Raw genomic sequence first — 12,867 nt, 5'->3', positions numbered from 1 at the left:
GCAGAAATCGAGGCGCCTGTTTCGCGAGCAGGCGTTGCTCCCACCTGACGAGGAGACCGATAGGATGAATCAAGCCGCCGGCGGCTTGCGCGGTGCCCGGGGCTTCTTGTCGGCTGCTTTGTTGGCCGGTGGCACTACCGCTGCAGAAGGTTTGGCCGCCGGTTTGGCCTTGGGGGTCGTGCTCTTTGCGGCGGTCTTGGCCGTGGTGCTCTTGGTGGCAGCAGGCTTGGCGCCATCGGTTTTGCTGGCCGCTGATTTGCTCGCCGCCTTGGGTGGTTTGCTCGGCGCCAGCGCTTCGGCTTCGGCCAGTTTGCGCGCCATCTCCCAGTGGCGTTTCTCCTGCCCGGCGGGCTTACCCTCGGACTCCCAGATCTGATAGGCGAATTCGCGAATGCGTTTATCGTCGGTACTCATCGCAGTGCTCCTGATTCAACTCAAGGTTGGATAAAGACATTGACCGGGAAATTCCCCAGCGCGGTGCTGATCAGCAGCTCCCCTTGGGGTGTGACTGCTGCGCTTGAAAAAAGTCCCTTCAGTTTTTCATCCCCAGCGGCGAACGGTAACGACACACGGGTATCGCCCCAATCCGACGCAGCCACCAGCGGCACGGCACTGTTTTCCAGCAACGGCGCCGCATGGACAGGTACAACAATGATCGCCCGTTGTTGCGAGTCTTCACGCATGAAGGCCAATACTCGCTCGGCTTGCTCGCCGAGCACTTCCAGCGGCTGGTAGCGACCCTGGCGCCATAGCAGCGGATACTCGGCTCGCACGGCCAGTGTCCTGGCGATCAATGCCTGTTTGACTCGGCCGTCACGCCAATCGCGTATCAACGCGGCTGGCGTGCTGTCGGCCCCTAACGCCTCGCGGCGTGCCTGGAAATCCACCGGGCGACGGTTATCCGGGTCCACCAGGCTGAAATCCCAGAACTCGTTGCCTTGGTACAGGTCCGGTACGCCGGGTACGGTCATGCGCAGCAAAGTTTGCGCCAGACTGTTGAGGGCGCCCGCCGGGGCGATGGCCTGGACCGCCTCGGCGATGGCGCTACGCAAGGGCAACCCCTCATCGCCCAGCAGTAACCGTTCGAGGAACATCTGGGTGGCTTGTTCATAAGCGTCGTTGACCGCCGCCCAACTGCTTTGCAGCTTGGCTTCCCGCAGGGCCTTGCGTTGCCATTGCCACAGGCGCTCGTTGTATGCGGCCAGGGCCTTGTGGTCCTGGAGGTCGAGGTCCAGCGGCCAGCTGCCGAGCAAGGCCTGGTACAGAATCAGTTCATCACCGGCCGAGGGCGCCGCCGGGTCACTGTGCAGCGAAGGCGAAAGAATGCGCCATTGCTCCACGCAGGCGCTGTACCAATCGGCGCGTTCGCTGAGCACCGCCAGCCTGGCGCGGGTGTCTTCGCCGCGCTTGTGGTCGTGGGTGGCGGTGGTGATCAGGTTGTCGGGAAAATGCTCGAGCCGCTCGAGGCCGGCGTGGTGGAACACCTGAGGCGGGGCGCTGAAGCGCTCGGTGTCATAGCCCACGTCATTGCGTGACAACAGCACCGCCGAGCGATAGAGCGCGGTGTCCTCCACGGCTTTGGCGGCGGCCGGCGAGGTCAGTTGCTGGAAACGCACGCAGGCATGGCGCAGGCGTTTACGCTGGTTGCCGCGCGGACGTTGCCGCCAGGGCATCCCACCGAGCCAGCCGGCCAAGCAATCGAGCACCGGCCAGTCGGCTTCGCTGAGGGTTTGCCGGGCGCCTTCCAGGGCCTGGTTGAAGAACACCTCGTCTTCGGCCGAGCGCCCCAGAGGCGTGATGTAGGTGCGATACACCGGGAAATGCACGATCAGTTCCTGCAAGGCTCGTCGAATTGCGCCGAGGGTCAGGTCGCGGGTCATCACATCGTCCCGGGCCACTTGCAGCAGGGCCTGGGCGACGCTTTCGAAGTCTCCGGCCAGGGAGCCATTGAGGATCTGCTGGCGCGCCAGGCGGGCTTCTTCGATGAAGTGCGCTGGCCGCTCGCTATGCCGGCTCCAGAATTCGGCGAGGGGGGCGGCGCCGGCCGGGTCATGCTGGAGCAGCGAGACCTGGTTCATGAATTCGTAACCGGTGCTGCCGTCGATGCTCCAGTCCCGCCGCAAGGTCTCGCCATCGCCAAGAATCTTCTCGACGAAAATCGGCAGGTGTCGGGTCGGCGACAGCGAATCGACCCGTCTGCGCAATTTGCGGCAGTAACCGCGAGGGTCGGCAAGGCCGTCGATGTGATCGATGCGCAGGCCGTCCACCAGGCCTTCGCCGATCAATTGGAAAATCTTGGCATGGGTCGCCTCGAAGACCGCCGGACGCTCGACCCGCAGCCCACCCAGTTCGTTGACATCGAAAAAGCGCCGCCAATTGATGTCGTCCGCCGCCGTGCGCCAGCTGGCGAGCCGGTAGCTCTGGCGCTCGAGCAGTTGGTGCAGGCGCTCGAAGCCTTCGGGGGCGGTAGAGTCGTAGCCGCCCAGGTTGTCCTCGATGGCGGCGAGGATGCCTGCTTGAGCCGCCAGCTCCTGCAACTCTTTTTGCAACGGGCGGGCGAGGGTGTGGGCATCGGTCTGGTAATTCAGCGTGGTGAAGCGCTCGGCCAGGGCCTTGAGCGATTCGGTTTGCTCGGTGGGCAAGGTTTCGGTGGGTTTGAGCAGTTCGCCGTAGTGCATCGGACAAATCGGGAAACGGTGCTCATAGTGCTCGACGTAGAAGCTGCCTTGGCTGGCATCGAAGTGCAGTTGCAAGGTGCCTTCCTGCAACGCCACGCCGTAGTCACTGCCGAGGAACGGCAGCAACAATTGGCCTTCCATCAGTGGGTCGGGGGAGTGCCACTGGATGTCGAAGAACTCGCCGTAGGGGCTCAGGCGGCCCCATTCCAGCAAGTCCAGCCACCAGGGGTTGTCGTTGCCGCCGACGGCCATGTGATTGGACACGATGTCGAGGATCAAGCCCATCCGATGCTCGCGCAAGGTCGCGACCAGGCGCTTGAGCGCAGCTTCGCCACCCAGTTCAGGGTTGACCAGGGTAGGGTCAACGACGTCGTAGCCGTGCATGGACCCGGCGCGGGCCTTGAGCAGCGGCGAGGCATACAGGTGGCTGATGCCCAGCGAAGCGAAGTACGGCACCTGGGGGATGGCGTCGTCCAGGGTGAAGCCTTTATGAAACTGCAAGCGCAATGTTGCCCGCAGGGGTTGGATCAACGTCTGTTTCATCGGTCACGCTCGTTCGCCTGAAGTCTGGCACAGGCGAGTATTTCCAGACGCCGGGCAGCGTCCGGGTGATCCAGTAACGCCTGGCTTTGCCCGGCCAGGCGGCGGCGCCAATTGGGGTGGGTGTCGATGGTGCCCGGCAGGTTGGCCTGTTCCTCGATGCCCAGGGCGTCTTCGAGCGGCAACAACACCAGCGGCGCGCGGGTGTGACCGAGGAAGCGCACGCTGGCATCGAGCACCTGGTCGGTCTCGCGGTGTTCTTCGCGAAAGTTCTGCGGGTCCTGGTTCAGCACGTGACGCAGGCCTTCGCGTTCGCGCTCGCGGTGTTTGCGCCAGTCCATTTCGGTGTGGGAATCGATCAGGTCCAGCCGGGCGTTCCAGTCGATGTCGTGACCGTGCCACCAGCCATTGAGCGTTGGCAAGTCATGGGTGCTGGTGGTGGCCAGGGCATTGTCCGGCCAGTCGAGAATGGGCTTGAAGTGGGTGTTGTCCTGTTCGAACAACAGCACACGCATGCCCAGGATCGAGCGGGCAATGAGTTTGTCCCGCAGGCCGTCGGGCACGGTACCGAGGTCTTCGCCGAGCACGATCGCCTGATGACGATGGGATTCCAGCGCCAATAGGCGCAGCAGGTCGTCTACCGGGTAATACAGGTAGGCGCCATCGCAAGGGGGGGCGTCGTTAGGGATCACCCAGAGCCGTTGCAAGCCCATGACATGATCGATGCGCAAGCCGCCGGCGTGGGCGAAGTTGGCCCGCAGCATTTCAATGAAGGCGCGAAAGCCGTTGCGCACCAGGCCTTCGGGGGAAAATGCCGAGATGCCCCAGCCTTGGCCGGAGCGGTTGAGAATGTCCGGCGGGGCGCCCACGGTCAGGGAGGCGAGCAGTTCGTCCTGCCGGCTCCAGGCCTGGCTGCCACCGCCATCGGCACCCACCGCCAGGTCGGCGATCAGGCCGATGCCCATGCCGCTGGATCGGGCTGCGCTCTGGGCGCGCTCCAGGCAGCGGGCAATCAGCCATTGGCAAAAAGCGTAGAAGCCGATCTCATCGGCATTTTCCTCGGCGAAATGGGCCAGGGCGGGGCTGCGCGGATCGCGCCATTCTTCCGGCCAGTGGCGCCAGTCGAGGCTTTCACCCCGGGCGGCGCGTTCGGCCTGCAAGGCCTCGAAGCGGCAATGGTTTTCCAGGGCTTCGCCGCTGGTGTGACGGAAACTGCTGAAGTCCTCATGCAGTGGATGCTCACCCTGGCTGAAGCCGTCGTACAGGGCGCGGAGGATTTTCTGCTTGGCCTGGGCGGCGACCGGCCAGTCGATCAGCGGCTGCTCTTCCAGGGTGCGCAACTGATTGGTCAAGCCGGTGGCGTCGATGGCGGTGCGCAGCGCGCGTTCACCGAGGATGGTGCCCGGCGCGGCGTACAGGCTGTTGAAGAACAGTCGGCTCGACGGTGAGTAGGGGCTGTAGCGCCCGGTGTCGCTGCTGAACATCGCGTGCATCGGGCTGATGGCAACGGCCTCTGCGCCGCGCTCGCCGGCCACCCGCGCCAGCTCCTCCAAGGCCTGGGTGTCACCGAAGCCACCGTCACCGGGGCGGCGCAGGGCATACAGTTGCGCGCTCAGGCCCCAGGCCCGTGGCGTCGGGTCGTCCACCGCATCGGCCACGCTGTAGCAACGGGCCGGCGCGACGGCCAGGGTGAAATGCTGGTCCTGGATGCTGATGTGCTGATAACCCACCGGGACCATCCCCGGCAGCTTGGCATCGGCATCAAGGTTCAGGTTCAGTGTCGCGCCATCTTCGAGTTTGATTTCGCAGGGCGTTCCGGCCTCGAAGTAGCGGCTCAAGTCCAGGCTGACCCCGACGTCGGCGGTGATCAGCGGTGGCAATTGATGGTTCTGTTGAGCTTCCTGCAATTGCAGCAGGCTGGCGTCGATTTCCTGGGCGCTGCCGGCCGGATGGCCCAGGCCGGTGAGGACCGAACGCAAGACCGCCGGCGAGACTTTCTGGGCCCGGCCATTGGCGTCGATCCAATCCACCGCCAGGCCCGCTCGGCTGGCGAGGATTTCCAGTTGCGCATCGCTCATAGGCGCTCTCCAGTGATGTTGGGCAAGGTTGTCGCCTGCGTCAGACTGACCAGCGCGCTGTAGGGCGCAAGGGCGCCCTGTTGCAACAGACCCATGACCTGCTGCGGATGTTCGAAAAGAATGCGTGCCTCTTCCGGGGCATCGTGTTCGACGGGCTGATCGCTCAGGTTGAAGTCGATGCGCAACACGCTGCCATCGCCCAACCGCCAGCGTGCGCTGATGGCGCCATGGCCCAGCACATCGGTGCCCAGGGCCTGGGCACCGGGCAGGCGCGGGACGATCTCTTCACGGCGGATTTTCAGCAGTTGCCGATACAGCGCCTCGTTGGCCTGCTGCTCCGGGCCTCGCGACTCCAGGCTTGGGCGTGAAGCCTCGAAGGTGCTGGCGGCGTTGGGGTCGGGAATTCGTTCGCGCTGCTGCGGATCGGCAAAGGCACTGAAGGCCTTGAATTCGTTGCGTCGGCCTTCGCGCACCAGCTCTGCCAGCTCGCCGTGGTGGCTGGTAAAGAACAGGAACGGTTGTTCGGCCGCCACCTCATCGCCCATGAACAGCAGCGGGATCATCGGTGATAACAGCAACAAGACAGTCGCTGCCTGCAGGGCCTGGGGGGCGGCGAGCCGATGCAGGCGTTCGCCCAAGGCACGGTTGCCGATCTGGTCATGGTTCTGCAGGAACAGCACGAACGCGCTCGGCGGCAGGTGACTGCTGGGCTCGCCCCGGGCTTCGCCATGGCGATTGAGATGGCCCTGGAAGACGAAGCCCTGGCTCAGGCAACGTGCCAGTTGTTCGGTTGGCTGCTCGGCATAGTCGGCGTAGTAGGCGTCGGTCTCACCGGTCAGCAGCACGTGCAGGGCATTGTGCCCGTCGTCGTTCCACTGGGCGTCGTAGACATGCTCCAGCAGGTGGGCCTGGTTGTGTTCGTTTTCCACGGTCAGCCAGACATGCCGGATCGGGTCCACCTGCTCGCGCACCCGGGTCGCCAGCTCCTGGAGAAAGTCCGGGTCTTCAATGGCGTGTACCGCGTCCAGGCGCAGGCCGTCGAAACGGTACTCCAGCAGCCACATGAGCGCGTTGTCGATGAAGAAGTCCCGCACTTCGCGGCGGCGGAAATCAATCGCCGCGCCCCAGGGCGTGTGCTTGTCCTCACGGAAGAAGCCCTTGGCATAACGGTGCAGGTAGTTGCCGTCGGGGCCGAAGTGGTTGTAGACCACATCCAGGATGACGGACAGCCCATGGCCGTGGGCGCTGTCGATCAGATGCTTGAGCTGTTCGGGCGTGCCGTAGGAGGCCTGGGGGGCGTAGGGCAGGACGCCGTCGTAGCCCCAGTTGCGATCACCGGGAAACTGCGCCAGTGGCATCAGTTCGATGGCGGTGATGCCCAGCCCGGCCAGGCGTGCCAGATGCTGTTCGACGCCGTCGAAACCACCCAGGGCGCCGACGTGCAACTCGTAGATTACGGCTTCGTGCCAGGGGCGGCCGGACCATTGGGTGTGTCGCCATGAGTAGGCATGCGGGTCGACCACCACGCTGTGGCGGTCGATGTCGCCGGCCTGGGCGCGCGAGGCCGGGTCCGGCACCTCCAGCTCGCCATCGATGTTGTAGCGGTAGCGGGTGCCGGCGGGGCAACGGGTCTGGATCATGAACCAGCCGTCGGCTTGGGGCAGTAGCGGTATTGAATCTCCAGTGTCGAGCTCGACACTGACAAAAAATGCATCCGGGGCCCAGAGGGCGAAGCGGGTGTGCTCGTCATCCAGCATGACAGCCCCGTGGGTCCATGTCTCAGGCGTCCTTGACGTCATTGTTACCTCATTGTCTGGCCGATTTTCCCAGTGACTTAGCCACCAGCTGTTCGTAGAGTTCGGCGTAGGGTTCCACGGCCTGGCACCAGTTGAACGGCGCCGACATGGCCCGGCAGCGCATGGCGTTGAGCAGGTCGGGGAACTCGAAGACCTTGAAGGCGCGGCTCAAGGCCTGTTTGTAGCTTTCCACGGTGGACTCATCGAACAGGAAACCGGTGATGCCATCTTCGATGGTGTCCGCCAACCCTCCGGTATTGCGCGCTACCGGCAGCGAGCCGAAGCGCTGGGCGTACATCTGGCTCAAGCCGCAGGGCTCGTAGCGCGAAGGCATCAGCAGGAAGTCGCTGCCGGCGAACATCCGCCGCGCGTCGGTTTCGTTGAAGCCGATACGCACGCCGATGCGTCCGGGGAAGCGCAGGGCCAGTTCACGCATGGCCTGTTCTTCCTCCGGTTCCCCACGGCCAATGATGGCGATCTGGCCGCCGGACTCGACGATGAACTCGGCGACCGCTTCGGTCAGGTCCAGGCCTTTCTGGTAGACCAGGCGCGAAACCACGGCGAACAGCGGGCCAGTGGAGTCGTCGAGGCCAAAGAGTTCGCGCACATGGGACGCGTTGACCGCCTTGCCGTCCCAGTCGCCCATGGCGAACTGACGGAACAGGTGGGTGTCGGTGGCCGAGTCCCAGCTTTCATCGATACCGTTGGGGATGCCGCTGAGCAAGCCTTGTTGGGTCTTGGCAGCTAGGAAGCCGTCGAGCCCGCAGCCAAACGCCGGGGTGGTGATCTCCTGGGCGTAGGTGGCGCTGACGGTGGTGATATGGCTGGAGTAGGCCATCCCGGCCTTGAGGAACGACAGTTTGCCGTAGAACTCCATGCCTTCCTGTTGCAGGGCGTGTTCGGGGATGCCCAGTTCCGGGCAGGACGCCAGGCTGACGACGCCCTGGTAGGCCAGGTTGTGAATGGTAAACAGGGTCGGGGTGCGTTGCCCGCGCCAGTGCATATAGGCCGGCGCCAGCCCGGCTGGCCAGTCGTGGGCGTGGACCAGGTCCGGGCACCAGTGGATCTGCGCGAGGTTGGCGGCGATGTCGGCTGCGGCCAGGCCCAGGCGGGCGAAGCGAATGTGGTTGTCGGGCCAGTCGCGACCGTTGTTGGCACCGTAGGGGGAGCCTTCGCGGGCAAAAAGCTCAGGGCAGATCAGGACGTAGATCACCAGGCCGTCGGCCATGTCCATGCGTCCGATCTTGCAGGGCGGCAGTGCTGCGTGGCCGCCCAGTTCGCCGATGATGTGGATCGGATTGCCGCTGTTCATCACTTGCGGATAACCGGGGATCAGCACCCGGACATCATGCAGCCCGGCCATGGCCCGGGGCAGTGCGGAGGAGACATCGCCCAGGCCGCCGGTCTTTACCAGGTCGGCAATTTCCGAAGTGACGAACAATACTTTCTTGCGGTTGGGATTCTGTCGAACGACGGGGAGCAGTGCCTTGCCGCCGGTGGCCAGCACCGGTGCCGTTGGCGATTCAGCCGCGGGCGGTAGTTGCGAACGGACTTGTTGTGGTTCCAAGGCAGCACTGATCATAAATATCTCCCATTTTCTCGATCTGTTTCCGGCAAGCGCCAGAGCTGTTGTTTCATTGGCCAAATCCTGCGGCCAGGCGCACAAGCGCAACGCAAGGAAAGCGAACGGCTACCCAATGCGGCGAAGCGAATCAGCTGAAGGAGCTGTTGCAATGACTAGTGCAAGGACTGCACCAGTCGCGGTTGCCCTACCTCTAACCTGACCTGTCGCCGTTGCGAAAAGTTTCGACTTTTTTTCGTCTGGATGACCGGTTGGTTTTCCCCCCGGTTAGGCAGTCTAGGTCAGAACGTAGAGCGGTGCGGCTCGGTTCGTCGCATTGTCCGACAATCACGGTTTTTGTCGGCAATCTCTTACATGACGAAGGGGGATACGCACCGACGAAGTGCAGTTTTCTGAAACCAGAAGGGTGTAAGGGGAGCGGCGTTGTTTCATCGGCGTGCGCGATGGAATGGCGCGATGCACCATTGGAGGGCGGGTGGCATAGAGGCGTTTTAATGGCCAATAAAACACAATGTCTCCTGTGGGAGCGAGCTTGCTCGCGATAGCGGTGTGCCAGTCACAAACCGTGCAACTGACTCCGCCACTATCGCGAGCAAGCTCGCTCCCACAAGGGTGGTGTGTTGATGCTCTAGATTTAGCCTGCTGGCGTCAGCAACCGGATCGGCTGGCCCGCCGACCAGGCCAGCAGGTCTTCGATCATCAGGGAATAGAACCGCTGGTAATTCTGGCGGCTGACGTAGCCCACATGCGGTGTGGCCAGTACGTTATCCAGGGTTCGGAACGGATGGGCGGCGGGCAAGGGCTCCTGGGCGAATACGTCCAGGGCGGCGCCGGCCAGGCGCTTGTGCTGCAGCGCGTCGATCAGGGCGGTTTCATCGACGATCGGCCCGCGGGAGGTGTTGACCAGCAGCGCCTCGGGTTTCATCCAGGCCAGGGCCTGGGCATCCACCAGGCCGCGGGTGCGTTCGCCGAGCACCAGGTGGATCGAGAGAATATCGGCCTGCTCGAACAATGCCTGCTTGCATACGTAGGTCACGCCCACTTCGGCGGCGCGCTCGGCGCTGAGGTTCTGGCTCCAGGCGATGACCCGCATGCCAAACACCTGGCCGAACTGCGCCACCCGCGTACCGATGCTGCCCAGGCCGAGGATCGCCAGCGTCTTGCCGTGCAGGTCGCCGCCCAAGCCTTGCTGCCACAGGCCGGCGCGCAGGGCGTTGGCTTCCTGCACCAGGTTGCGGGTCAGGGCCATGATCAGTGCCCAGGTCAGTTCGGGCGTGGCGTGCTTGTAGCTGTCGGTGCCGCACACCTGGATACCCAGCTCGGCGGCAGCCTTCAGGTCCAGGGCGGCGTTGCGCATGCCGCCAGTGAGCAACAGCTTGAGATTGGGCAGGCGGCGCAGCAGGCCTTCGTCGAACACCGTGCGTTCACGCATCACGCAGATCACTTCGAAGCGCTGCAAGCGCTCGGCGAGGGTGTCGCGGTCAGCGGGATAGTCATGGAGAAACGTCACCTGGCCGACGCTGTCCAGCACCGACCAGTCCACCACGCCACGTGCCACATCTTGCCAATCGTCTATGACTGCTATTTGCACCGCCATGGAACACCTCGTCAGGGAATGGGTTTGTCCAGCCAGCCCAACAGGGCCTTGTGGAACCGATCCGGCTCTTCCATCTGCGGGGCATGCCCCAGATTGGGGAACTCCACCAGGGTCGAGCGGGGAATCAGCCGGGCGACCTGCTTGCCCAATACCTCGTAGTGGCCGAGCTTGGCCTTGACCGCCGGCGGCGCGATGTCGCTGCCGATGGCGGTGGTGTCCGAGGTGCCGATCAGCAGCAGGGTGGGTACTGTCAGGTCCTTGAACTCGTAATAGACCGGCTGGGTGAAGATCATGTCGTAGATCAGCGCCGAGTTCCACGCTACTTGCGTATGACCCGGGCCCTTGTTCAGGCCGGCGAGCATGTCTACCCAGCGCTCGAACTCAGGTTTCCAGCGGCCTGCGTAATAGGTCGTGCGCTCGTAGTTGCGAATCCCCTCGGCGGTGACTTTCAGCTCACGCGCGTACCATTGGTCCACGGTGCGATAGGGTACGCCCAAGGCTTTCCAGTCTTCCAGGCCGATGGGGTTGACCATCGCCAGGCGTTCGACTTCGTCGGGAAACTGCAAGGCGTAGCGGGTGGCGAGCATACCGCCGGTGGAATGGCCAAGGACGACGGCCTTCTGTACGCCCAGGGCCTTGAGCAAGGCCTGGGTGTTGCTCGCCAGTTGCTGGAAGCTGTACTGGTAATGCTCGGGTTTACTTGATGTGCAGAAACCGACTTGGTCCGCCGCGATGACCCGGTATCCGGCTTCGCTGAGCACCTTGATCGAATCGCCCCAGGTGGCGGCGCAGAAATTCTTGCCGTGCATCAGCACCACTGTGCGGCCATTGACCTTGCCTTGGGCCGGCACGTCCATATAGCCCATCTGCAACGACTGGCCCTGGGACGGGAAGGCGAAGTGCTTGAGGGTGTAGGGGTATTCGAAGCCCTCCAACAGCGCTCCGTAGGCCGGGCCTTCGGGCGGGTTGGCGGCCTGGGCGAGCAGGGGCAGGGCGGCGGTGAGGCACAGGCTGGGCAACCAGCGCGCGGTGGTGCGGGGCATGGTCAATCTCCTTGTGGCCGCCGCCGATCCTGGCGCGACCCGATTATGGCGACACTAACCACAGGCAACCGAACAGCCCGAACGTTCAGTCCATCCAGCCCAGTGTCGCCAGGGCCAGGACGCCATAGCGCAAACCCTTCGCAAGGCTCACGAGCAGCAGGAAACGCCGCCACGGCTCGCCCATCACCCCAGCCACCAGGGTCAACGGATCACCGATGATCGGTAGCCAGCTGAGCAGCAGTGACCAGTGACCGAAGCGTTGGTAATGCACGCGAGCCTTGTCCAGGTGGGCCGGGCTGACCGGAAACCAGCGCCGATCCTTGAAATGCTCCAGCCGCGTGCCCAGCCACCAGTTCACCAGCGAGCCCAGGACATTGCCGAGCGTGGCAACCGCCAGCAACAGCCAGACCAGATGGCGCTCGCTGAGCAACAAGCCGACCAACACCGCCTCCGATTGCAACGGCAACAAGGTTGCCGCGCCGAAAGCCGCCAGGAACAAGCCGATATAGGCTTCGCCCATCAGTGGGCCGGGTAATCCGCCACTACGGTTTGGGTCCCGTCTTTCTTCAGGCCGATCACTTGGTAGGCATCGCTCATGCCATCCATTTCCATGCCAGGCGAGCCCATGGGCATGCCCGGCGCGGCGACACCGAGCAGGTCATCGCGCTTGCTCAGCGCCAGCACCTGGTCGGCCGGGACATGGCCTTCGACGAATTTGCCGTTGATCTCGGCGGTGTGGCAGGAACGCAGGTTCGGCGCCACGCCCAGGCGCTGCTTGACCGAACTCATGTCGGCCTCGACATGGTCGTTGACCTTGAAGCCGTTTGCTTGCAGATGCGAGATCCACTTTTTGCAACAGCCGCAATTGGCATCGCGGTGTACATCGATGGTGACCGGTTCGGCGGCCTGGGCCAGGGTGGTCATGAACAGGGCGCTCAAGGTGAGCAGGTGCAGAGGATGGGCCATGGGGGTGGTCTCGTGTCGAACGGTTTGGAGGGAGGATAACAGAGTAGCGAGCGCGAGCTGACGGGGGGCTGAGGCGGGGATTACAGAATTGTCAGGTTGCAAGGGCGAATAAAGTCTTGTGGGCGAGCTTGCTCGCGAAGGCATCAGCCCATTCGACATCCATCGAGGCTGACCCCGCCATCGCGAGCAAGCTCGCTCCCACAATGGGATCTGAGTACGACCGGGAGAACCAGGCCGGCTGTCAGGCCGCCTCGCGAGCAAGCTTTGCTCCCACAGGTCCTGCTCAAACAGATCTGACGGGTGTACGACCGGGAGAACCAGGCCGGCTGTCAGGCCGCCTCGCTTTTGTTTTTGATCTGGGGCGCCCCGTTAACCACGATGGCCGAACGCAGGCGTTGTGGAGTGGGCAACCCGGCATGGATGCCGGGTTAGCCGCGCTGGGCCATGGATGGCCCTTCGCGGCGGCCCACGGAGCAATGCCGGAGTGAGGGCACACCGAGCCTAGGCGAGGTGCCGAGTGGTGGGGCAAAGCGCTTTTGGTTACTTTTGGCGCTCTTCCAAAAGTGACCCGCTGTAAGAGCGGAACC

The 12,867-nt window shown here is 63.7% G+C and carries 9 protein-coding genes; all 9 read right to left on the bottom strand.

The genetic code is table 11. The features are described from left to right. Nucleotides 1–69 precede the first annotated feature (69 nt). The gene (locus AB4Z20_RS12630) at nucleotides 70–414 is read right to left on the bottom strand and encodes a DUF2934 domain-containing protein (protein WP_320388672.1); all 345 of its coding nucleotides are present in this window, start codon (nucleotides 412–414) and stop codon (nucleotides 70–72) included. A gap of 20 nt (nucleotides 415–434) precedes the next feature. Next, a complete protein-coding gene (locus AB4Z20_RS12625) occupies nucleotides 435–3,221 on the bottom strand; it encodes a malto-oligosyltrehalose synthase (RefSeq protein WP_253475053.1) in 2,787 nt (928 codons plus the stop codon). After that, entirely contained in the window at nucleotides 3,218–5,296 is a 2,079-nt protein-coding gene (gene malQ / locus AB4Z20_RS12620; RefSeq protein WP_223473300.1) for a 4-alpha-glucanotransferase, read from the bottom strand. The genes AB4Z20_RS12625 and malQ overlap by 4 nt, the downstream gene beginning before the upstream one ends. Continuing rightward, the gene (gene treZ, locus AB4Z20_RS12615) at nucleotides 5,293–7,095 is read right to left on the bottom strand and encodes a malto-oligosyltrehalose trehalohydrolase (RefSeq protein WP_253475049.1); all 1,803 of its coding nucleotides are present in this window, start codon (nucleotides 7,093–7,095) and stop codon (nucleotides 5,293–5,295) included. The genes malQ and treZ overlap by 4 nt, the downstream gene beginning before the upstream one ends. A gap of 7 nt (nucleotides 7,096–7,102) precedes the next feature. After that, entirely contained in the window at nucleotides 7,103–8,674 is a 1,572-nt protein-coding gene (glgA, locus tag AB4Z20_RS12610; RefSeq protein WP_214510334.1) for a glycogen synthase GlgA, read from the bottom strand. 634 nt (nucleotides 8,675–9,308) lie between these two features. Further along, nucleotides 9,309–10,271 (bottom strand): D-2-hydroxyacid dehydrogenase family protein, encoded by a 963-nt coding sequence (locus tag AB4Z20_RS12605; protein WP_442090017.1) that lies wholly within the window; start codon nucleotides 10,269–10,271, stop codon nucleotides 9,309–9,311. A gap of 11 nt (nucleotides 10,272–10,282) precedes the next feature. Further along, nucleotides 10,283–11,314, bottom strand: coding sequence for an alpha/beta fold hydrolase (locus tag AB4Z20_RS12600; RefSeq protein WP_253475043.1), 1,032 nt, complete (start codon nucleotides 11,312–11,314; stop codon nucleotides 10,283–10,285). Nucleotides 11,315–11,399: 85 nt separating this feature from the next. Further along, the gene (locus AB4Z20_RS12595; protein WP_057450667.1) at nucleotides 11,400–11,834 is read right to left on the bottom strand and encodes a YqaA family protein; all 435 of its coding nucleotides are present in this window, start codon (nucleotides 11,832–11,834) and stop codon (nucleotides 11,400–11,402) included. Next, on the bottom strand, nucleotides 11,834–12,280 hold the full coding sequence (locus AB4Z20_RS12590) for a DUF411 domain-containing protein (protein WP_320388664.1): 447 nt from the start codon (nucleotides 12,278–12,280) through the stop codon (nucleotides 11,834–11,836). The genes AB4Z20_RS12595 and AB4Z20_RS12590 overlap by 1 nt, the downstream gene beginning before the upstream one ends. Nucleotides 12,281–12,867 lie beyond the last annotated feature (587 nt).

Origin of the sequence: Pseudomonas sp. KB_12 (assembly GCF_052114545.1) — a bacterium.
Lineage (GTDB): Bacteria > Pseudomonadota > Gammaproteobacteria > Pseudomonadales > Pseudomonadaceae > Aquipseudomonas > Aquipseudomonas brassicacearum.
This window is presented reverse-complemented; position numbering and strand designations above follow the sequence as displayed.